At 54.1% G+C, this 21470-nt stretch carries 18 protein-coding genes; 13 read left to right on the top strand and 5 right to left on the bottom strand.

Annotated elements, in window-relative coordinates; genetic code table 11:
- Positions 1 to 13 precede the first annotated feature (13 nt).
- The 3 genes from Q0932_RS19765 to Q0932_RS19755 are packed head-to-tail and all read right to left on the bottom strand — an operon-like array spanning position 14 to position 3334.
- Entirely contained in the window at positions 14 to 2125 is a 2112-nt protein-coding gene (locus Q0932_RS19765) for a CoA transferase (RefSeq protein WP_299356863.1), read from the bottom strand.
- Positions 2122 to 2931: an alpha/beta fold hydrolase gene (locus Q0932_RS19760; protein WP_299356861.1), complete on the bottom strand. Its 810-nt coding sequence runs from the start codon at positions 2929 to 2931 to the stop codon at positions 2122 to 2124. Before Q0932_RS19760 ends, Q0932_RS19765 begins: the two co-directional genes overlap by 4 nt.
- A gap of 1 nt (position 2932) precedes the next feature.
- Positions 2933 to 3334 (bottom strand): RidA family protein, encoded by a 402-nt coding sequence (locus Q0932_RS19755; RefSeq protein WP_299356859.1) that lies wholly within the window; start codon positions 3332 to 3334, stop codon positions 2933 to 2935.
- A 142-nt stretch (positions 3335 to 3476) separates the two neighbouring features.
- Here Q0932_RS19755 and Q0932_RS19750 point away from each other — a divergent pair, with 142 nt between their 5' ends.
- From Q0932_RS19750 to Q0932_RS19735, 4 genes are read left to right on the top strand one after another with little or no spacing between them, the layout of a single operon-like run.
- The gene (locus tag Q0932_RS19750; protein WP_299356857.1) at positions 3477 to 4958 is read left to right on the top strand and encodes an aldehyde dehydrogenase; all 1482 of its coding nucleotides are present in this window, start codon (positions 3477 to 3479) and stop codon (positions 4956 to 4958) included.
- Positions 4959 to 4984: 26 nt separating this feature from the next.
- The gene (locus Q0932_RS19745; protein WP_299356855.1) at positions 4985 to 6019 is read left to right on the top strand and encodes an LLM class flavin-dependent oxidoreductase; all 1035 of its coding nucleotides are present in this window, start codon (positions 4985 to 4987) and stop codon (positions 6017 to 6019) included.
- Positions 6020 to 6067: 48 nt separating this feature from the next.
- Positions 6068 to 6871, top strand: coding sequence for a carnitinyl-CoA dehydratase (locus tag Q0932_RS19740; protein ID WP_299356853.1), 804 nt, complete (start codon positions 6068 to 6070; stop codon positions 6869 to 6871).
- Position 6872: 1 nt separating this feature from the next.
- Positions 6873 to 7823: a 3-hydroxyacyl-CoA dehydrogenase NAD-binding domain-containing protein gene (locus Q0932_RS19735; protein WP_299356851.1), complete on the top strand. Its 951-nt coding sequence runs from the start codon at positions 6873 to 6875 to the stop codon at positions 7821 to 7823.
- Between the two features lie 46 nt (positions 7824 to 7869).
- Here the strand turns inward: Q0932_RS19735 and Q0932_RS19730 are convergent, their stop codons facing one another.
- Entirely contained in the window at positions 7870 to 8934 is a 1065-nt protein-coding gene (locus Q0932_RS19730) for a GlxA family transcriptional regulator (protein ID WP_299356849.1), read from the bottom strand.
- 130 nt (positions 8935 to 9064) lie between these two features.
- On the opposite strand from Q0932_RS19730, the gene Q0932_RS19725 reads away from it, so the two are divergent.
- The 9 genes from Q0932_RS19725 (at position 9065) to Q0932_RS19685 (ending at position 19068) form a co-directional block, all read left to right on the top strand.
- Positions 9065 to 9955 carry a 3-keto-5-aminohexanoate cleavage protein gene (locus tag Q0932_RS19725; protein ID WP_299356847.1) on the top strand — a complete coding sequence of 297 codons (891 nt, stop codon included), beginning with the start codon at positions 9065 to 9067 and terminating at the stop codon, positions 9953 to 9955.
- Between the two features lies 1 nt (position 9956).
- A complete protein-coding gene (locus Q0932_RS19720; protein ID WP_299356845.1) occupies positions 9957 to 10961 on the top strand; it encodes an ABC transporter ATP-binding protein in 1005 nt (334 codons plus the stop codon).
- An 87-nt stretch (positions 10962 to 11048) separates the two neighbouring features.
- A complete protein-coding gene (locus Q0932_RS19715; protein ID WP_299356843.1) occupies positions 11049 to 12158 on the top strand; it encodes an extracellular solute-binding protein in 1110 nt (369 codons plus the stop codon).
- 113 nt (positions 12159 to 12271) lie between these two features.
- Positions 12272 to 13075: an ABC transporter permease gene (locus tag Q0932_RS19710; protein WP_299356841.1), complete on the top strand. Its 804-nt coding sequence runs from the start codon at positions 12272 to 12274 to the stop codon at positions 13073 to 13075.
- Complete coding sequence (locus Q0932_RS19705; RefSeq protein ID WP_299356839.1) at positions 13075 to 13872, top strand: ABC transporter permease; 798 nt, start codon at positions 13075 to 13077, stop codon at positions 13870 to 13872. The genes Q0932_RS19710 and Q0932_RS19705 overlap by 1 nt, the downstream gene beginning before the upstream one ends.
- Positions 13873 to 13884: 12 nt before the next feature.
- Positions 13885 to 15045 carry an acyl-CoA dehydrogenase gene (locus Q0932_RS19700; protein WP_299356837.1) on the top strand — a complete coding sequence of 387 codons (1161 nt, stop codon included), beginning with the start codon at positions 13885 to 13887 and terminating at the stop codon, positions 15043 to 15045.
- Positions 15042 to 17138, top strand: coding sequence for an acetate--CoA ligase family protein (locus Q0932_RS19695; protein ID WP_299356835.1), 2097 nt, complete (start codon positions 15042 to 15044; stop codon positions 17136 to 17138). Before Q0932_RS19700 ends, Q0932_RS19695 begins: the two co-directional genes overlap by 4 nt.
- A 113-nt stretch (positions 17139 to 17251) precedes the next feature.
- Positions 17252 to 18283: a serine hydrolase domain-containing protein gene (locus Q0932_RS19690; RefSeq protein ID WP_299356833.1), complete on the top strand. Its 1032-nt coding sequence runs from the start codon at positions 17252 to 17254 to the stop codon at positions 18281 to 18283.
- A 77-nt stretch (positions 18284 to 18360) separates the two neighbouring features.
- The gene (locus tag Q0932_RS19685; protein ID WP_299356831.1) at positions 18361 to 19068 is read left to right on the top strand and encodes an IS6 family transposase; all 708 of its coding nucleotides are present in this window, start codon (positions 18361 to 18363) and stop codon (positions 19066 to 19068) included.
- A gap of 53 nt (positions 19069 to 19121) precedes the next feature.
- On the opposite strand, the gene Q0932_RS19680 is transcribed toward Q0932_RS19685, so the two are convergent.
- Positions 19122 to 21470: VCBS domain-containing protein (locus Q0932_RS19680; RefSeq protein WP_299356829.1), on the bottom strand; the 2349-nt coding region annotated here is incomplete at its 5' end.

Here is a 21470-nt window from a genome sequence, read left to right as displayed (position 1 = left end):
CTCCTTTTCCTGTTCAATGTTTCGAGGGATGTAAGCCAGCAACTTTGTGTACCAATCCCGAGGCTTCGTCGCCTTGGTAAATGCCAAAACTGCCGTGTTTGTATTCTTCTCGGTACCGGGTCAGCATGCTGCGTTCAGCAGCACTCGGAATTTGATCCAGTGGGAGATCGGACAACGAAAAATATGTCATATTTTCAGGAGCTTCACCCGCAACGGTGCCGTGGTAGTAAATACCGTGGTGCCCAGTTTCACTGTCACTGTAGATCGCATAAAGATAGTCCAGTTGTGGGGCCAGACCTTCGGCCTTCAACATGCCGTTAAGGGTGTCCAGACTGCTGTGCCCTTCTGTGGTATGTGGCACGCAAAACGTGCCATCTAAAAGCTCTTGCAGGAGAATTTTCTGATCGCGCTCCATCACCGCCCCGATGGAAACATTGCCACCAGCGCCTGCGGCATTCACCAGAGGTTCTTCTAATCCGATTGAGAAGTATGAGCCTCGAAAGTAGCCCAGCGGTTGGCTGTCTCGGGTCATGTGCTCTTTTACAAGGCCAATCAGGATCAAGTGATCCCCTGCATCGACCAGCCTATGGCGTTCGCAGACAAAACTCCCAAGGGATCCGTCCAAAACGGGCATGTCTGCATAGGCAGCGTGCCAGTCGGCCTGTTCAAACTTATCCGGTGCGCGTGACGCAAAAAGGCCCGAAACCGCTTTTTGGTCCTCACTCAGGATATTGACCGTAAAGTGGTCGGCTTCGGCAAAGGTATCACAGCTATGCGCGGACTTGCCGATGCAGATCAGCAAGAGTGGAGGATCCAAAGAAACTGAGGAAAATGAGTTGGCTGTAAACCCACGGGGGGTGCCGTCTTTCTGGCGTGTTGTGACCACCGTAACGCCAGTGGCAAACGTGCCAAACGCATCGCGCAAGGACCGTTTGTCTTCCTCGCTCATGGTCTGAGGTTCTGCGCTGGCCAGTACCGCCTTGGTATGCTCTCCCAGCCGTGGAGGAGACGCAAATGCCGAAGGCTCATGCCCCCCAAACCGCAATGGGTTCGCCGCCACTGTCCAAGGGGAGTGATTTGAATCTGGGTGGGGCACTTGCGCCAGCATTTTTCGCGCCGCCACATGTGGGTCACGAAAAATATCTTCGATGGTGTTGAGCGGACCAAAGGGGACTTTGCCGCCCAGAATGTCAGTCAGTTCCGACTTGGTGTGCTGGCTGGTCCATTTGCCAACCATCGCGTTGACTTCAACAGCATTTGCGGAACGCGCCGCCCGCGTGGCATAGCGGGGATCGGTACCCAGTTCAGGGGTGCCCATTGCCGCGGCCAAGGCCGACCAAAAGGCGTCGTCTACAATGCCAAGAGCAACAGATCCGTCGCTGGATGGGAACAGGCCAAATGGCGCTAAAAGAGGGTGTCCGTTTCCTTCTGGTTTTGGAATTTCACCTGTCAAATCGTGCAAGTACACGGCACGCTCGCAAAGCGAAATCATCGCGTCATACATCGCCACATCAAGAAATTGACCTTTGCCAGTGGCCTCGGCCTCACGTAGGGCGGCCATCACGCCAAAGGACATCATCATGCCCGCAAAGACATCTCCTATTCCTGGACCCACTTTGGTTGGTGTGTCTGCGTCTGGGCCGGTCACCGCCATGAGGCCGCCCATGGCTTGTGCCACAACGTCATATGACGGCCATTTGCCATAAGGACTGTCGCCTGTGCGAGGATCGCCAAATCCTCGGATCGCCGCATAAACCAAAGCAGGATTGGCTTCGCTTAAGGACTCATAAGACAGGCCCAGCCGTTCCATCACACCGGGGCGAAAGTTCTCAACAATGACGTCCGCGCTTGCTGCAAGTTTGCGAAAAGCGTCCTTGCCCGCCTCGGTTTTCAAATCCAGCTGAACGCTTTTCTTGTTGCGATTGAGGCTGACAAAATAGCCAGCCCAATTGTGGTCCGGATCATCATCGCGAAATGGGCCGTTGTTGCGGCTGGTGTCGCCGCGTTTGTCTTCGATCTTAATGACCTCTGCACCATGGTCGGCCAACATCATGGTGCAATAGGGACCTGATAGCATGCGGCTAAGGTCGAGCACGCGTAGTCCTTTTAGGATTTGGGTGCTCATGGCGCGCTCCCTTTGATGTTCTTGTCCAGAAAGCTGCGGATGGGTTGGTTTATCGCTGCGGGATCTTCTGCCAGGGCCATGTGCCTTAGACCCGGCAGGATGAGCGTTTCAGCTCCGGCAATCTCTGCGGCAATCGCGTGGGTCATCTCCGGTCCGTTGCCAAAATCTTCGTCCCCGGTGATGACAAGTGTCGGGCACGAAATCGGTGGCACTGGGGCGGTGATTTCGTCAATGCCATCGGCCAAAACGCGATAGATTGTGTGATAGACCGTGATTGGATTGGCTGTGACCCAACTGCGCACCAGGTCCATTAAGTCAGGATTGGCACTCCGGAAATCTTGTGAGAACCAGCGTTCGAGTGCGGCCTCGACAGTTGAGGAAGGGCCTGATTCGCGCGCCATCTCAACGCGTTTGAGGATAGCTTCTTGTGCGTCCGCTGTGCGCTGATGAGGTGAGTGGAGGATAATCAGTTCACTCGCGCGTTCAGGTGAGTCTTGTGCGAACTTGCGCGCAATCATACCACCCAAAGAAAAGCCAGCGATTGAGGCCTTGGCGATGTTCAGATGATCGAGCAAATCTGAAAGCTGTTGTGAGAATACAGACAATGAAGGTGTTTCGGGTGGGGGCGGGCTCTCACCATGCCCGAAGAGATCATACGCCAACACGCGGAACCGATCAGACAAGGCAGGTGTGGTCCACTGCCAGCAATCTCGGTTCAACCCCAGCCCATGGATCAGGACCACAACTGGGGCATTGTCTGGCCCGCTGAGATCAAAGGCGGTGCCATCAGATGTGAATTCGGTCATGTTATGCATCGTCCTGCAAAGGGCGGTAGGCCACAACTTCAACCTCGACCCTGACATCGACCAACAAATCGCTGACCACCGCCGAGCGGGTTGGAGGCTCAACTGGAAAGTATTTTCCGTAAACTTCATTGAAGCCCGGAAAGTCAGACCGGTCGCGCAGCCAGACCATAGATTTCACAACATCTCCCAGCTCACACCCGGCGTCTGCCAGCGTTGTCTTGATGTCTTCCAGAATTGCGCGGGTTTGATCCTCGACTGTGCCAGTGGTCATCGGCATGCCATTCTGCATCGGTATTTGACCCGTTAGAAACACAAAATCACCGGCCCGAATTGCCCGTGAAAGTGACAAAACCCGACCTCCGATCTCAAGTGGTTTTCCTATGATTTGTTTCTTGTTCGCCATTTCGCAGTCTCCCTTACGAAAAGGTTAGACGGCGTTTTAGGGCATTTTGTTACCAAAATTCGACACAATACGACGAAATTACGCATGTTAAGCACGTTGAACCGGCAAGAATGAGAATCACGGGACGAAAAGGAACCGCAACATGGGCGACATCAGAACTTACAAAATGTTGATCGACGGCGATTGGGTCGGCGCATCTGACGGCAAAACGTTTGACAGTATTAACCCTGCTACAGGTGAAGTTTGGAGCCGCGTTCCAGAGGCCACAGCCGAAGACGTGGACCGCGCAGTTGAGGCAGCTTTTCGCGCATTTGACAGCGGCCCTTGGGCAGGAATGACACCAACTGAACGCGGGCGCTGTCTGCGTAAACTGGCGGATCTTCTGGCGGAGAAATCCGAAGATTTGGGCCGCACTGAATCGATCGACAGTGGTAAAATGTTCAAGGAGACACGCTGGCAAGCCAAGTACATTGCCGAGTATTTCCACTTTTACGCTGGCTGCGCCGACAAGGTCAGCGGCGAGACCCTGCCCATCGACAAGCCGGACATGTTTGTCTTTACCAAACGCGAACCATTGGGAGTTGTGGCCGCCGTCGTGCCATGGAATTCACAATTGTTCCTGGTCGCCGTTAAGATTGGCCCGGCGCTTGCGGCAGGCAATACTGTGGTCTTGAAAGCCTCGGAGCATGCCTCGGCTGCAATGCTGGAGTTTGGCGACCTGATCGAAGAGGCCGGTTTTCCGCCTGGCGTGGTCAACATCGTTTCGGGGCACGGAGACCCTTGTGGAAAGGTTCTGACCAGCCATCCGCAGGTTGCCCGAATTTCCTTTACCGGGGGGCCAAATGCCGCGCGCCTGGTGTTGGAAAACTCGAAACAGAACTTTGCCGAAGTCTCACTCGAACTGGGCGGAAAATCGCCTTTCATTGTCTTTGACGACGCCAATATCGAAAGCGCGGTCAATGCCTCAATCGCGGGAATTTTTGGGGCCACTGGCCAGAGTTGTGTCGCGGGATCACGCCTCTATCTGCACGAAGATATCGCGGATGAGTTCCTTGAACGTATGACAGAGATTACCCGTAGCATTTTGATTGGTGATCCGCTGGCTGAAGAAACCCAGATGGGCCCACTCTGCACTCAAGGACAGCTTGATCATATCAAGACCGAGGTAGCGCATGCCCAAAGCGAAGGTGGCACCGTTCTTGTTGGCGGCAAGCAACCAGAAGGCCTTGGGGGATTGTTCTATGAGCCCACAATTATTGAATGCCCGCGCCAGGACATGCGTATTGTCGAAACAGAATTGTTTGGCCCGGTTCTCAGCGTTCAGCGCTTTAAAACCGAAGAGGAAGTTCTCGCCTTGGCCAACGACAGCGAGCTTGGCCTTGCTGCAGGTATTTTCACAAAGGACAGCGCGCGAAGCCTGCGTATGTCAAGCGCAGTGCGCGCTGGCATCGTCTGGGTCAATACCTATCGCATGGTGTCACCGATTGCAGAGTTTGGAGGCAATAAAGGTTCCGGCTATGGCCGCGAAGCAGGGTTACAAGCGATCTACGACTACACCAGACCGAAAACGGTCTGGATGAATACATCGGATGAGCCGATTGCCAATCCTTTTGTCATGCGCTGATTTCAGCGAAACACGGAGTAAGACCTATGAAGTTCCAACTTGCAGTTAACATGGAGCGCATGGACCCGAGCCTTGATATGAAGACGGTCCGCGATCACACACTAGATATGGTGAAAATGGCTGAACAGGGCGGTTTTGATGTCGTCTGGGCGGCAGAGCACCATGCCATGGAAATGACCATTGCCCCAAACCCGTTCCAACTTTTGACCTGGTGGGCGGAACACACCAGTAAAATCCGTCTTGGCACGGCTGTGGCCGTGGCGCCATACTGGTCTCCGATCCGCTTGGCTGGCGAAGCCGCTATGACTGATCTTCTCAGCGATGGACGTCTGGAATTTGGCATCGGATCCGGCGCGTACCAGCGCGAGTTTGACCGCATGCATCCGGGCCTGAAACAATCGGATGCCTGGCGTTACATGCAGGAAATGCTGCCTGCAGTGCGCGCGCTCTGGGCTGGCGATCACGCGCTGGACGGAGAGTTCTGGTCTTACCCGACGTCGACTTCGGTACCAAAGCCGGTACAAAAGGACGTGCCGATCTGGGTCGCGGCGCGTGCGCCGATTACCTTCGATTATGCCGTCAAAAACGGCTACAACATCCAGTCTTGGCCACTGACTCGCCCGATGAGTGAAGCCGCACTGTATATGGAACGCCTGCAAGAGGCGGTTGACAACAACCCCGGCTGTAAACGCCCTCAGATGGCAATGATGCGCCACACTGCCGTTTACGATCGGCCCGAAGATGTGACCGTGCCGCTCAATGCGGCGCGTGTTCAATTGGGGCAGTTTGAGAATTACTTCAAAAACTTAGGCGATGTTGAAAACGGCTTTGCCAAGCCGGTTGCGCTGGAAAGCCTTGAAAACCGGGCCGAGTACGACGCCGACATGCTGACCGAGAACCTGATGTTCGGCACACCAGACGGAGTGATTGAAAAGCTGAAAGGATATCAGGACATCGGTGTCGATAACTATATTTACTACGCCAGCCTTGGTTTGGGGCACAAAGAACAAAAACGCTCGCTCGAGCTGTTCTGTGACAAAGTCATGCCTGCCTTTTCTTAAAGGTTAGTCTTGGAAACGCAGCTAAACACGTAAGAACAGGAAAACAACATGACAGAAGGTGTCACAACCCGGCGCGACGGGCATGTATTGGAGATCACGTTAGACCGGCCAAAGGTCAATGCGATTGATGTTGCTACTTCTCAGGCTCTCGCGGCGGCTTTCAAAGAACTGCATGACGACCCGGAGCTTCGGGTCGCCATTCTGACCTGCGGAGGGGACAAGATCTTTTCCGCAGGGTGGGACCTCAAGGCCCTGAATTCGGGCGAAATGCAGCTCGATAACTGGTGGGAAACGGACGATTACGGCGACGGCGGTTTCACCGGCCTGACCGAAAACTGGTTTCTGAACAAACCGGTGATAGCCGCGATCAATGGTCTGGCCATTGGCGGCGGGTTTGAGATGGCGCTGGCCTGTGATCTGCTGATTGCGGCCGATCACGTCGAATTTGGTTTGCCCGAAATGCCGCTGGGCATCGTGCCTGATGCCGGTGCTCTGCAGCGCCTGCCACGGCGCATACCACACAATATCGCGATGGAGATGTTCTATCTGGGCCGTCGCATGCCCGCGGCTGAGGCTGCGCATTATGGCCTGGTCAACAAAGTTGTGCCCAAAGATCAACTGATGGAAGCAGCCCGCGAATGGGCGGCATCGTTGGCGTGGTCCGCTCCGCTGGCGATGCAAAGCGTCAAAGAGGTACAGCGCACCATTGAATGCGTGCCATTGGAAGAGGCGTTCCACAAAATGCGCACCGATCCGATGCCGGTTTACCGCAAGATGCTGAAATCGGATGATGCGGCAGAAGGTGTGGCGGCATTCGTCGAAAAGCGCGAACCCAACTTTAAGGGCAAATAGCATGTATCCCAACCCTCAGGACGTGAGGCGCGTTGCCAGCATTGGCGGCGGGCCCATCGGGGGCGGCTGGACCGCGCATTTTCTGGCGCGCGGTTATGACGTCACCACCTATCTTCACAGTGAAGACGAAATTCCTGCCTTTCGCACCATTTTGGATACCGCCTGGATCAGCCTGACTGCTCTGGGCCTGGCCGAGGGTGCCTCTCTGGATCGGCTGACCATTGAGACTGATATCGAAGAGGCGGTTGAAGGCGCAGAGTTCATTCAGGAAAGCGCGCCCGAAAATTTGGAGATGAAGCAAGAACTTTATCGCAGGCTGGGCGAGATCGTTCCCGCGAATGTGGTTATCGGCTCATCGACTTCGGGTCTGATGATGAGCGACATTCAAGCTAAATGTTGCACGCCAGAGCGTTGCGTGATTGGCCACCCGTTCAATCCGCCCTATCTTTTGCCATTGGTCGAGATCGTGGGCGGTGACGACACAGCACCCGATGCCGTTCATTGGGCCGGAGAGTTTTATCGCATTGCTGGCAAGGCGCCGTTGATGATGAAAAAAGAAATCCCCGGCTTTGTCGCCACGCGCCTCCAAGAAGCCCTGTGGCGTGAAGCGTTGCACATGGTTGCCAATGGCGAAGCCACGCCGGAAGACATTGACATTGCCCTGATGAATGGACCGGCACCACGCATGATGGCACAGGGGCAATGCATGGCTTTTCATGTGGCATGTGGAGAAGGTGGCATGGCCACAAACCTCGATCAGTTTGGTCCGGCACTGAAGTTGCCATGGACGCGGCTTGAGGCTCCGGAACTCACTCAAAACCTACGGGATCGTATGGTTGATGGATGTAATGAGATCGCTGGCGATCAGCACTTTTCCGACATGGCTGCTCAACGCGACAAAGAGATTGTTGCGCTTTTGAATGCACTCAGATCGTCGAGAGAAGACAACTGAGCAGACATCAAAAGCAATTTAGTAAAATACCCCGTTACCGACCAGGTTATGGGGTATTTTGATTCCGCTGCTTTAGTTGCAAAGAGGCGATGAATTCCGAGAGCGTACCCGGCCAACTGGGGGCGGATTCATCTTGGGGCCAGGCTTCGCGATACTCGGAAGGTCGTCTGTCGAAGAACCTTCCAAATGAATAGGCAAAGTGAGAAAGGGTGTTAAAGCCAGATGCGGTGGCGATTTCACGCACGCTCAAAGTGGTCGAGATCAGCAAAAGCCGCGCGCGTTGCAATCGCAACAAGAGACTGAACTGAACTACCGTGCAACCAATCTGCTTCTTGAAATTTCGCTCAAGCTGCCTTTGCGAAACACCCAGTGCCTCCGCGACTTCGGGCACGCTCAATGGCTCCTCGATATTGCGTTCAATCAGCGAGATAGCCTCGCGGATTACTGGAGGTAAGGTCACAGTCCCATGGCCCATGGTTCTTCGTTGAGGCGCAGTTTTTTCGCGTATTGAATGGACCATCATCTGGTCGGCAATTTCGCCAGAAAAGGCGCTGCCGTGAATGGTTTCGATGATGTATAACATCAGATCCACAACAGCCATTGCACCCGCACAGGTCAGAACCCGATTGCTGGTGGTGAACACCTGTTCTTTGACGTCAATGTTGTCAAACGTCTCTTGAAAGCCATTCATCCAAGACCAGTGTGTTGTCGCTTCTTTTTCGGCCAATAGACCGGCCTTTGCGACGGGATAACACCCGAGCTCCACAGCACAGATTGTTTCGCCCTGACGTGAGCGTCTTCGGATCCACGACAGCAGGTTACGGTTGTCGTAATGCTCCCCTCCCCAGCTTGCCAGAACAAAAACATAGCTTGCGGGGCGCACGTTTTCTACGTCGGTTGAGGCCTTCACCGTTATGCCGCTGCTGGCTATGACACGCTCCTCTTCGAAGGACACGACCTCCCAAGAAAAGGATTTTTGTGATGACAAGTAGTTCGCAATTCGCATTGTCTCGATCATGTTGACCAAGGTGCCCAAATTGAATCGCGGAATAACGACGAAGACCATGTGAGTCTCTCCGCGTTCAGTAAGCTGATCGAATTCCACATCCATTTTTGGCTCCCCGATGATTCCCGAAAAAGGTACGAAATTTCGTCACTATTAGGCAATTATAGGCGAATAATCGACAAATAATTTGTTGCCTCGTTCACCACAATGGAAGAAAGAACAAGGAAACGCGACGATGAATTACGATGTTGTTGTGACCTGCGCGGTCACGGGAGCAGGAGCTACCACCGATCGTAGCCCGCATGTGCCGGTTACGCCCAAGGAAGTTGCAGACGCTGCAATTGAAGCTGCCAAGGCTGGCGCTGCGGTGGCGCACATTCATGTTCGTGATCCAGAAACCGGGCAGGGATCGCGTGATCCGAAGCTGTTCAAAGAAGTGGTTGATCGTGTTCGCGACAGCGACACCGATGTGATTATCAACCTCACGGCCGGCATGGGCGGTGATTGGATTCAGGATGCCGACAATCCGGCGATGCCGGGTCCGGGCACCGACATGATCAGCGCCGAAGAACGTCTGATCCACATCGAAGAATGCCGCCCGGATATTTGTTCGTTGGACTGCGGGACGCTGAACTTTGGGGATGGTGACAACATCTATATTTCGACACCGCCCACATTGCGCTACATGGCCGAGAAAGTGCGCGAGTGGGGTGTGAAACCCGAACTGGAAGTGTTTGAACTGGGCCATATTCGGTTTGCACGCCAAATGATTAACGAGGGCCTGATTGCCGATCCGCCCATGTTCCAGATTTGCCTAGGTATTCCATGGGGTGCGGATCAAAGCGTCGACACCATGAAGGTGATGAAAGATCATCTTCCTATTGATGCAAGCTGGGCTGGGTTTGGAATTTCTCGGATGCAGATGCCAATGGCGGCCGCAGCTGTCGCGATGGGCGGCAATGTTCGTGTCGGTTTGGAAGACAACCTGTTTCTTGACCGGGGCGTTCTGGCCACGAACGGTCAATTGGTGACACGCGTAATCGAGATCATCGAACGTATGGGGGGACGTGCGGTGACACCTCAGGAAGCGCGCGACAAGCTTAAATTGCGCGGGGCGGAGACCTAAGATGTTTGAAGCCAACAGTGATAAAGGCAGCCTTCAAGTCCGAAACGTCTCCAAGTATTTTGGCACGTTTTGCGCGGTCGACGGTATCGATCTTGAAATTCAGCGTGGAGAGTTTCTGACCCTTTTGGGACCGTCCGGATCGGGCAAGACAACGCTTTTGATGATGATAGCTGGTTTCCTCGATATCACCACCGGGGACATTGCTTTGGACGGCAATTCAATATCGGACGTGCCGGCCGAAAAGCGCAACTTTGGCATGGTGTTTCAGGGGTATGCCCTTTTCCCGCATATGACCGTGCGGGAGAACGTTGGGTATGCGCTGAGCGTGCGCAAACGCCCCGAGAGCGAGATCCGCGAAAAAGTGAACGAAATGCTGGACCTGGTGCAACTCACAGAATTTGCGGATCGCAAGCCAGGCCAGCTGTCTGGTGGGCAGCAGCAGAGGGTGGCTTTGGCACGTGCGCTTTGTTTTGAGCCGCCCGTGCTATTGTTGGATGAGCCGCTTGGTGCGCTCGACAAGAAATTGCGCGTCGAAGTGCAGGATCAGCTAAAAGACATTCACAGAAGGGTGGGCACCACCTTTATCTACGTGACGCACGATCAAGAAGAAGCCCTGTCGATGTCAGACCGCATTGTTATCATGCGCGACGGCGCTGTTGAACAGGTTGGCACACCTTATGAGCTGTATGAAAAGCCGATCAACGAATTCGCGGCCGGGTTCCTTGGGAAAAGCAATTTCTTGCACCGTTCGGACGGTGTCTATGCGTTGCGGCCCGAAAAGATCGATATTCGCCCATCAGGCACGGGAGAAGGTGAACCACGCCTTAGCGGGACCATCCAGTCGATCACTTATTTTGGATCGATGCAAAGGATCATGTTCCTGACCACCGACGGCGAAGAGCTGGAAGTAGATATTGATTCATGGCGCAATCGAGATCCTCTTGCGGAAGGCCAAAGTGCCGACCTGTTTTGGGATAAAGGCGCTGCCGTGAAGCTTGAAGAATAATAAAATAACCAACTAACAGAACGCCAATCAATGGTGTCGTTTTTCAATTGCCGGCAATGAACCGGCGAACCAACAAGGAGACTGACTATGCAAGACAAGCAGTTTATGCGCGAGACCCTCGTGGACGGGGCAAAAGCCTTTAAAGAAGGCAGATTGAATCGCCGTGGCTTTTTGACCCTTTGCGCGATGACCGGATTCGCTTCGGCAGCAAGCTTTCCCGGTGGCGCGGAAGCAGCCGCAGATTACATCGTAATGTGGAACTGGGGCGGTCAGTCCGAAGAATGCCACGGTGGTGCAATCGGCAAACCACACGAAGCTGCAGGCGGTCTTCCTTTGCGCTTTGACACATCTGGCCCGCTGCAGGGTAAGATCAAAGAAATGGTCGACAGCGGCAATGTCACTGCCGACGTCTGCGATGCAGACTTGTTCGATGCCGTCGCGCTTGGCCCGACGGGCCATCTTGAACCCATCGATTACAACGTGGTCAGCAAAGACAAAACCCTGCCAAACTATGCGTTGGAGCACGGTGTTTCGATCATTCTTTATGGCTATGCCTTTGTTTATGACACCGAAGCCTATGGCGACAATCCACCCAATTCCTGGGCTGATTTCTTTGACACAGCCAAGTTCCCCGGCAAACGTTCGCTCTACAAATGGGCCAATGGCTCACTCGAAGCGGCCCTGATGGCTGATGGCGTGGACAAAGATGCCCTGTATCCGCTGGACATGGATCGTGCCCTGAACAAGATCAAAGGCATGAAGAACGACAGCCTGTACTGGGGGTCCGGGGCCGAGGCGCATTCGATGTGTGTCAACGGCGAAGTCTCTATGGGCATGGTTTGGCAGAACCGTGGACGTAACATCGAAGAGGATACTGAAGGTCGCTACAAGCTGGTAATGAACCAGGCGCTGGCGATGCCAGGTGCGTATATCGTGCCCAAGGGAAACCCGGCCGGTCGCGAAGAGATCATGAAGTTCATTGCTCAGGCACAGGATCCGGATGCTCAACTGCAACTGCTTGATTGCCTTGGCATGACACCTTCAAACCCTGCTGCATTCGATAATATCCCCGAAGGTCAGCAACCCTATGCCATTACTTCGGCTATGAACATTGATGGCGTTGCCTTCAATGATCCAACATGGTGGGGTGAAAACGGTGGCGATGCCGTGAACGCGTTCCTCGAAGCAATTAGCTGATCCAATAACACCTTGCCCGAACATTTGTTTGGGCAAGGCTCAAAACCTTTAGACTGCGGATCAAAGAACCAATGAACGCGATAAGAAAAAGCTTACACCCCGGATGGTTGCTTGTGGCACCGTTTTTATTGCTGGTCATTGCTCTGTATCTTGGCCCGATTTTGAACATCCTGTGGCTGAGCGTGACTGACCCCGAGCCGGGAATGGGAAACTACCGCAAACTGTTCGTGAGTGACTCATTGCTGCGCATTTTCTGGACGACTATCCGGATTTGTCTGATCACTACTGTAGGAAGTGTGCTGCTGGGGTACTCCATCGCCTATGCCATGGTGCACTGCCACCAGAAACAAAAGAGTTACATGCTGACGCTGCTTCTGGTGTCGTTCTGGATTTCCATACTTGTGCGTACGTTTTCTTGGCTAATGCTGCTGGGACATCGCGGATTGGTAAACAACGCGTTGGAAGGGATGGGCGTTATCTCAGAACCAATTGCGTTCATGCGAAATGAACTGGGCGTTCTGATCGGCATGATCCACTACATGATCCCGTATGCGGTGCTGCCTCTGCTGGTGAATATGCAGTCGCTGGACATGCGCGTCATGGATGCCTCGCGTAACCTTGGTGCTTCAGGGCAACAGACTTTTATGAGGGTTTATCTGCCGCTGACCCTGCCAGGGATCGTCGCATCCTCTTTACTGATCTTTATCCTGAGCCTTGGATTTTACGTGACACCCGCTGTTTTGGGCGGTGGCAAGGTGCTGATGATTGCTGAATATATCTCGGTACAATTGCTTGTGACGCTCAAATGGGGAACTGCGGCGATGCTCGCTGGCCTCATGCTCTTTGGAGTGCTGGCGATGCTCTACATCATGTCGCGATTTATGAAGCTCAGCGCAGTATTCGGAGGGAGCGCGTGATGAAAACCGGGTTTTTCTCTCTCTTCAACCGCGCAGGCGCATGGATCCTATTGTTGTTTCTTGTCACGCCAGCCTTGATCGCCATTCCAGTTTCGTTGACACCGAAACGATTTCTCTCAATGCCCAAAGACGAGTTGTCTCTGCGGCATTTCGAAAAGCTGTTTAGCAGCCCTGAATGGATGTCGAGTTTCTTCCAAAGTGCCACTATCGGCATCTCGACTTCGGTTCTCGCAACCGCGCTGGGCACACTGTGCGCGATTGGCTTGTGGCGAGTGTCGTCAAAATACAGTGAAGTTGTGCGTGCTTTTTTGCTGCTGCCGCTGATCATACCGCAAATCATTTCGGCCATGGCATTTTACCGCCTTTGGATTCCGATGGGCATAATCGACAGTTACATCGGTCTGATACTCGCTCACACAATCCTAGCGACACCAATGGTTCTGATCACAGTCAGCGCGTCTTTGGCGAACTTTGATCCCAAGCTTGAACAGGCATCCAAGAACCTAGGTGCATCCAACTGGACGACTATGCGCAGGGTGATCCTGCCTTCGGTCAAGCCAGGGGTCTACGCGGGGGCGCTTTTTGCCTTTATCCTCAGCTGGGATGAGATTGTTGTAACGCTCTTTATTTCAAAGTTCAGCGTCTACACCTTGCCGCGTCGTATGTGGAACGGCATTCGCGAAAACACAGATCCAACTGTGGCCGCAGCTGCCGTGGTTTTGATCGCCATCACTATCCTAGCCTTTGCGTTTTCGGCATTTATGTCGCGCCGCAGCGCTAGCGACACCAAAGCCTAACTGGAGATCGAAATGAGCATGACCATTTCGCATGAAGACGAGCTTCTTCAAAACACTGTGCGCGGATTTATCGCCGACGTCGTTATCCCTCACGAAGAAGTCACTGACACATTGGGAGAAGTTCCTGAAGAGATAGGTCGTGAGATTGAGGCTAAGTCCAAGGAGCTGGGCCTATATGCATCCAACCTTCCTGAAAGTGTCGGCGGCGGCGGTCTGAATTACACTCAATCATCACTGGTTGAGCGCGAATTTGGTAGAACCAGCCATGCTTTGCATTCGTGGATCGCGCGCCCAACTGAATTGTTGATGGCCTGCCAGGGCGATCAGATTGATACCTATCTAGCGCCCTGTGTCACCGGAGAAAAACGTGAGTTGTTTGCCCTCACTGAGCCCGAAGCCGGGTCTGATGCGATGGGTATGAAAACCAATGCACGCCGTGATGGAAACGACTGGATCCTGAACGGGTCAAAACACTTTATCTCGGCGCCAACGATGGCGGATTTTGCGATCGTCTTTGCCGTGACCGGCATGGATGAAACGCCTAGCGGCAATCGCAAACGGATCACGGCCTTTCTGGTGGACCGGGACATGCCAGGTGTGGTGTTTCGCGAAGGCAATAAATGTGTCTCGAACCGTGGCTACAAGACCTATGAGCTGATTTTTGAAGACGTGCGCCTAGGACCCGGGCAAGTACTGGGCGAAGAGGGCAAGGGCTTTGATCTTGCTGGTCAGTGGCTCGGCATGGGGCGCATTTGGGTTGGTGCCACTTGTTGCGGCAAGGCTGAGAGGATGCTGGAATTGGCAACCGATTGGGCTGCGAACCGCAAACAATTTGGCAAGCCAATCGGCAGCTTTCAGGCCACAGGTTTTCGCCTTGCAGATATGACCATAGGTTTGCGCACAGCGGATTTGTTGGTCGCCGATGCTGTGCGTCGGGCTGATGCAGGCATGATGGAAGATCAGGACGCAGCCATGGTCAAAGTTTACTGTTCGGAAATGCTCAACAAAGTTGCGGATGACACCGTACAGATTTTTGGCGGCATGGGGCTTATGGAAGAACTCCCCATTCAGCGTTTGTGGCGCGATAGCCGAATTGAACGCATTTGGGATGGAACAAGTGAAATTCAACGCCATATCATCACGCGTTCAATCCTAAGGCCGCTTGGTGCATGACTCCGGAAAGGCGCAGGAATTTTGACCGTCTTCTAAACCCAAAGCAGATTGCTTTTGTGGGCGGTCAGGATGCAATCACCGCGATCAATGAAGCGCGCCGGCGCGGATTTAAAGGGGAAATGTGGGCCGTAAATCCCAAGCGCGAAACGCTGGCCGGTCTGAAATGCTTTCCAACAATCAGCGACCTTCCGTGTGCTCCGGATGCTGTGTTTTTGGCCATTCCTGCCCAGCCAGCAGTCGCGGCGATCAAGCAATTGTCTGACATGGGGGCGGGCGGGATCGCCTGCTATGCAGCGGGTTTCAAGGAAGCCGGCAAAGACGGAGCCGAGGCCGAAGAGGCCCTGATCCAAGCCGCAGGTGAAATGGCGTTAATCGGCCCAAATTGTTACGGCTTGATCAACTACATTGGCAACTCGGCGCTCTGGCCCTTTGAGCATGGTGGCGGCTCGCCGGGCTACGGTGCTGCAATCATTACGCAGTCTGGCATGTTTTCGTCCGACATCACGATGAGCCAGCGTTCTTTGCCAATGGCCTATATGATTTCTGCGGGAAATCAGGCGGTTATGGGTTTGGAAGACTATTTGGATGTGTTGAGCGATGATCCGTTGGTGCGCGCCATTGGGATACATATCGAAGGATTGCGTGACATTCCTCACTTTGAGCGTGCCGCGTTAAAAGCGCTTAAGAACAACACACCCGTCGTGGCGTTGAAAACCGGAACCTCAACCATTGGGTCTGCTCTGACGATCAGCCATACAGGGTCATTGTCAGGGTCAAATGAGCTTTATGATGCGCTGTTTGAACGCACCGGCGTAATCGCTGTGTCAAACCCGTCGCAGTTGCTTGAGACCCTGAAGTATCTGTGCGTGGTAGAGGCACCAAAAGGCACGAAAGTCGCCGGTTTCACATGCTCTGGTGGCGGTGCAACGATGCTTGCTGACTACAGCGAAAAAATCGGCCTGAGTTACCCAAAGATAAATCCGGATTGCTTTGCGAGTTTGACCGAATTGTTGCCGGACATTGCGACTGTGTCGAACCCTTTGGATTACACGACGCCGATATGGGGCCAGCCGGAGTTTACCTATCCTGTGTTTTCAGAAGCCCTGAAGGCGATGGATGCTGACGCCGCGATATTGCTTCAGGATTACCCGGCCAAAGGCATTGATGAGTCCAAGGTGTTTTATCAAAATGATGCCGGTGCCTTCGCGCAAGCCGCCCGAGAGTTGGGATTACCTGCTGCGATATGTGCGACAATTCCAGAAAACATTGATGCCGAAACGCGAGAGCTTTTGATTTCGCAAGGCGTCGTTCCAATGCAGGGTATCCACGAAGCTTTAAATGCAATGCAGCAGGCTACCAGTTGGAACGCTGCGCGCGAACGGATTTTGCTGGCAGAGCCTGCGCCTTTGACGGCGTCTGGTCCTTTGCCAGAGATCGCCATGATCACTGAGGATGAAGGCAAGCTTTGGATGGCAGAAGCTGGCGTTCCTGTGCCAAGAGGGCGCGGTGTCAATGCCGATCAGGCAGTCGATGTCGCACGCGAGATCGGCTTTCCCGTAGCACTCAAGATGATGAGCCCTGATCTCGCCCACAAAACCGAAGCAGGGGCTGTTGCACTGGGCATAAAAGACGAGGTTGCGTTGGAGGCGGCGATTGAAACATTGCATGCCAGCGTTACTGCCTACGCCGCAAGCGCCGTAACAGACCGCTACCTTGTTGAAAAAATGTCCCCTCCGCCTCTAGCCGAGTTGATCGTCGGTTTGCGGCGAGACCCTCAGTTCGGTGCAGCGCTGACATTGGGCAGTGGCGGTATTTTGGTTGAGCTGATCGGGGATGCGCAGACTCTGCTGCTGCCGAGTACGCCAAGGGAAATTCGCAACGCCATTGCCAATTTGAAGGTTGGAGATTTGCTTTGTGGGTTCCGTGGACGCACCCAAGCCGATCTGGACAAGATTGCCGCCAACTTGCACAATTTGTGCCAGCGCTTTCTCGAACAAGGCTCCACGTTAGCCGAGGTCGAAGTTAACCCGATGTTTGTCTATGCCAACGGCGTTGTTGCAGTGGATGCTCTCTTGCACAAGGTGGTGAACTAATGTCGAAATACGTTGTCGCACCCAATCCTGATCTTCTGGTTGGAGAGGGCAACAAACAACGTTGGAATCAACCAGATCATCGCCGCCATGGGTTTCACAATGCACACAGTCTGATGCGACGCATGCTGATGGTGCGGTCGCGTCATGTTTTGGAACTGACCGAAAGCCCTCGAGGTGATTTAGAAGACAGGGTGGATGGCCTTAAATCGCTTGTGGACAACACGGCTTTTTCGGCGCTGACTTGTATCAAGAAAAATCGAATTGTCTATGAGCGGTGTGCATCGGATTTCTCCACTCGCCAGCCGCATTCGATCCAATCGGTAACCAAGCTGCATATCCATCTGATTGTTGGACGCCTGGTCAGTCAGGGATTGCTGGATCTCGACAAACCCGTCCAACATTATCTGCCCGATATTGGATCCGGCTACAGTAACGCGCCGATTCAAAGCTTGCTGGATATGGCCGTTGATAATGACTTCTCCGAAGACTACAGCGATCCGCTCTCTGATTGTTACGCCGAGGAAATTGCTTTGGGCTGGAGACTGCCTCCGGAAGGTGAAGCAGAAATTTCCTTGGCCGATTTTGCGGGAAGCATCACAGGGTACCGACCTGAAACCCATTTAGGTGAGATTGCCTACAAATCGGCCAATACAGATGTATTGACCATGATATGTCAGGTCGTGTGCCCGCGTCCTTTGTGCGTGGAGATCGAAGCCATAGCGGATGCGGTTGGGTACGAGGGTACGTTTTACATCAGCAAATCAGCCGATCAACACCCTGCCTTTTCCGGTGGAGCGTGTCTAAGCTCTCGTGACCTCGCACGCTTTGGACTACTGTTCGCGCGGTACGGCCACGATGTTCATGGCGAGCCTTTTGCCAATGCTGATTTCTTGCAGAAAACTCTTTTGAGGCGGGCTCTTCCTATGAGCCCACCAAAGAACTGGTTGCGGTACTCAAATCATACGATGACCGATGGCCGTATGGTCGGACACGCCGGTTATGGCGGGCAGTTTTTGATGGTGGATACACAGACCGAAGTTTCCTGTGCTTTTCTCAGCGTTCTGGAGAATGAAGAAGGATACGATGACAGCTACATGGCACAAGTTGCAGAAACTCTGAAAGAGCTTTGCCTAGCAGTCGGGTAACGAGCATTTGCTCCGGCAGGGGCGGTGTCAGAGGAAGTTCGGTTGTGATTGGCAGGGTGTCGATTTAGCTTCTACCTATGACAAAACGCTCCCCATTTCGCTACTTCAAAACTAGTCCGGAAGTCATTCGCCTGGCGGTGATGATGTATGTTCGATTTCCGCTGTCACTTCGGAATGTGGAAGACCTGCTGCATGAACGAGGGATCGACGTGAGCCACGAAACCATCCGTTTCTGGTGGAACAGATTTGGCCCGTTGTTTGCTTCAGAAATCCGCAAGCGACGGGTTCAGCAACTCCGCTCTTATTCAAACTGGCGATGGCACCTGGACGAAGTATTTGTGAAAATAAACGGCGTCCAGCATTATCTTTGGCGGGCGGTTGATCACGAAGGTGAGGTGCTGGAAAGCTATGTAACGAAGCGCCGAGATAAGGTTGCCGCCCTTAAATTTATGAAGAAAGCGATGAAAAGGTACGGCAAGCCGGCGGCCGTCGTCACTGACAAATTGCGTTCTTATGGCGCGGCAATGAAAGTCATCGGGAATGCGGAGAAGCAGGAAACCGGACGTTGGAAAAACAATCGAGCCGAGAATTCTCACTTACCTTTTCGAAGGCGAGAACGAGCCATGCAACGGTTTCGTCGTATGCGAAGTTTGCAGAAATTCGTTTCCGTCCATGCATCCGTTTTCAATCACTTCAATCAGGAGCGCGGCCTTTCCCGAAGAGACCATTTCAAGCAGAATCGAACCGCTGCTCTTGCCGAGTGGCGTGGTCTTTGCTCGGCATAAAGGGCAGCCTCACTGGCCTTGTAGAGACTGGTTCGAATTGGTCTGACACCACCCTAACCTGAGTTGGCTGAAGGGTCGTCCTCCTCCGGTAATGAAACAAGCGGTTCATCAGGTGGGAGTTCGATCCCTTCATCGCTGCTCGCGCTGCCTGAATTCAGATCCGTGGCAGTCGCGGGATCATCCAGCATTGTTGGATCCAACATAGGTGCGTCGGTCGGGATGTCAGCATCAACCCCGAGCGCCGCGGTGTAAGGGTTGGCCTGTTCGGCATCCTGTGGCTGATCTGGAACGTCGGAATGCAGACTGGCTCCAACTGCATCAAGATAGTGGTTAACCGGGTCAATGTGATGGGTAGGAGGTGGGTTCTCGCCAAGATGCCCGTTGGGGGGCTCGAAGCCTCTGTTATCGTGTCCAGCGGGATCGTCCGCGCTGTCCGCTCTTGCGGCGAGGGACACGTCCATTTCGCCGGTCAATCCGAGCCCGGCGGCGGACGGGCCTTGAGCATCGTCGTCAAGAGTGACTTCGAAAATCGGTTCATCGTTACTCGGGGCGTCGTGTTGCGGTGGTGTTGCCGGCACAATATCAATTCCGATCAGGGTCGTGTGATCCACATGATGACCGCTGTTACCATGCACACTTTGCACATTGATGTTGACCTGCACATCTGCGTCCGAGGTATGCGTTCCGTGTTGAAGTATATGGAACGTATCGGTGTGATGACCGGATGTCATACCCCCGCCACCGCTCTTGATTACCGCGGATTGCGCCCTGTAATCGTATTCGAAATGCCCCGTCTTTGGGTCGATAGTCAGTGTGCCATACTGTCCTTGCAAGGACAGTGCACCACCGTGTCCGTTGTCGATCGACCAACCACCAGTTCCGCCGGTCAGAGTCCCCGACAGGTGCGTCGTCCCGGAACCATGCACCTGCGTGGCGGTGGGTGGGGTGGGGGCAGCGGTGACGTCGAGTGTCGCCGTCGTCGAACTAGTTGAATGGCCGTCAGTGACTGAGATCGTCACTGGAACGTCGGTTTGGCTTGCGCCAGTTGTCGGGGTAAAGACCCAGTTGCTGCCGGATTGATGGAAGCTCCCGTATTGAGGATCTACTTGTACATTCGAAATCGATAACTGGTCGCCAGTGTCGACATCGGTCGCATGAACTGCCGCCAACAAGTCTGCTGCAGACAAGGTCTTGCCTGCTCCCGGCTGCGTGGCTCCAAGATCTCCCGTTTGTACGGCTGGACCATCATTGGTGCCGGTGACGGTGATGACGAGGCTCTCGGTGTCGGTCGCGCCTTGCTTGTCTGTTACCGTGACCAGAATCGTCACCTGCTGCGTCGCGCCGGCTGCGAGGTGCTGGTAGGCGGCGTCGGTCGGATCAAAACTCCAGGATCCGTCCGCGTTCAGCGTGAACCCCGCGGGTGCCGCCTGGCCGAGCGAGAACTGCCGCGTGTGGACGCTTCCATCGACATCGGTTGCCGACATTTGCCCCGTGACGGCGTTGCCGTCCTCGGTCGCGCTGGCCGTCGCGGACGACAGGACCGGCGCGTCGTTCCGTCCAAGCACCTGAACCGTCAGACTTCCCGTAGAACTCAGCCCGTCCGTATCCGTGACCGTGATCGGTATGGAAATCGTCTGATGATCGCCGTCGTTGAGGTGGCGGTATGCGGCGTTTGACGGATCAAAGCTGTAACTGCCGTCGCTGTTGAGGTGGAAGCCCGCAACCGGAGCGCCGCTGGTAAACTTCAGTGTCTTTGAATCGTCGTGGTCAAGGTCGCCCGCAGAGATTTGGCCGTTGAAGACATTGTCGCCTTCGAATTTGGTTGCGAGATTGCGATAGACGACGGGTGCATCATTCGTTCCGGCAATGGTAAATTCGACCGGATGGGTGGTCCCATCGACGCTGTGAATGACAAAGTGATCCTTTGCTTCTTCCCCGGTCTTGAGGTGATCAACGATCGAATTGTCAAGGTGGTAGATGTATTGCCCATCTGGATTGACCTGCAGGCTGCCACCCAGAGAACCAGTATAGTTATGAAAGCTCCTATCGGGGAACTGCGATTCCGCGGGGCCGTCCGGGTCGGTCACATGGAACTGGCCGTAAGCACGGAGCTTGCCATAATCGCCAGGGCTGGTACCAACGCCGACATCTTCCTTGAGGGATGCACCAACACCGGTGATCACCGCCGCGTCGGGCGTTGCGCCAAGCGTCAGCGAAGCAGTCTGCGCGACTGTACCACCGTGGCCGTCGGTGACCGCGTAGCTCAGTTGGACAGGGCCGTTGTAGTTCGGGTCCGGTGTAAATGTGAAGCCGTTGGCCGCGTCACCAGAGATTGTGCCGTGGCTTGCGGTGAGGCCCGCGACTGAGAGCTGATCGCCGGTGTCGATATCCGTGGCATGCTC

Origin of the sequence: uncultured Shimia sp. (assembly GCF_947498095.1) — a bacterium.
In the GTDB taxonomy this organism is placed as follows: domain Bacteria; phylum Pseudomonadota; class Alphaproteobacteria; order Rhodobacterales; family Rhodobacteraceae; genus Shimia.
Note: the sequence above shows the minus strand (reverse complement) of the source record. Positions and strands in the feature narration are given on the sequence as shown.

Coding starts and splice junctions, on each gene's coding strand:
- Q0932_RS19740 (WP_299356853.1), top strand. CDS start 6,068: ATGACAGAAGGTGTCACAACCCGGCGCGACGGGCATGTATTGGAGATC.
- Q0932_RS19730 (WP_299356849.1), bottom strand. CDS start 8,934: ATGGATGTGGAATTCGATCAGCTTACTGAACGCGGAGAGACTCACATG.
- Q0932_RS19760 (WP_299356861.1), bottom strand. CDS start 2,931: ATGACCGAATTCACATCTGATGGCACCGCCTTTGATCTCAGCGGGCCA.
- Q0932_RS19700 (WP_299356837.1), top strand. CDS start 13,885: ATGAGCATGACCATTTCGCATGAAGACGAGCTTCTTCAAAACACTGTG.
- Q0932_RS19690 (WP_299356833.1), top strand. CDS start 17,252: ATGCGACGCATGCTGATGGTGCGGTCGCGTCATGTTTTGGAACTGACC.
- Q0932_RS19695 (WP_299356835.1), top strand. CDS start 15,042: ATGACTCCGGAAAGGCGCAGGAATTTTGACCGTCTTCTAAACCCAAAG.
- Q0932_RS19765 (WP_299356863.1), bottom strand. CDS start 2,125: ATGAGCACCCAAATCCTAAAAGGACTACGCGTGCTCGACCTTAGCCGC.
- Q0932_RS19755 (WP_299356859.1), bottom strand. CDS start 3,334: ATGGCGAACAAGAAACAAATCATAGGAAAACCACTTGAGATCGGAGGT.
- Q0932_RS19720 (WP_299356845.1), top strand. CDS start 9,957: ATGTTTGAAGCCAACAGTGATAAAGGCAGCCTTCAAGTCCGAAACGTC.
- Q0932_RS19705 (WP_299356839.1), top strand. CDS start 13,075: ATGAAAACCGGGTTTTTCTCTCTCTTCAACCGCGCAGGCGCATGGATC.
- Q0932_RS19745 (WP_299356855.1), top strand. CDS start 4,985: ATGAAGTTCCAACTTGCAGTTAACATGGAGCGCATGGACCCGAGCCTT.
- Q0932_RS19685 (WP_299356831.1), top strand. CDS start 18,361: ATGACAAAACGCTCCCCATTTCGCTACTTCAAAACTAGTCCGGAAGTC.
- Q0932_RS19735 (WP_299356851.1), top strand. CDS start 6,873: ATGTATCCCAACCCTCAGGACGTGAGGCGCGTTGCCAGCATTGGCGGC.
- Q0932_RS19725 (WP_299356847.1), top strand. CDS start 9,065: ATGAATTACGATGTTGTTGTGACCTGCGCGGTCACGGGAGCAGGAGCT.
- Q0932_RS19750 (WP_299356857.1), top strand. CDS start 3,477: ATGGGCGACATCAGAACTTACAAAATGTTGATCGACGGCGATTGGGTC.
- Q0932_RS19715 (WP_299356843.1), top strand. CDS start 11,049: ATGCAAGACAAGCAGTTTATGCGCGAGACCCTCGTGGACGGGGCAAAA.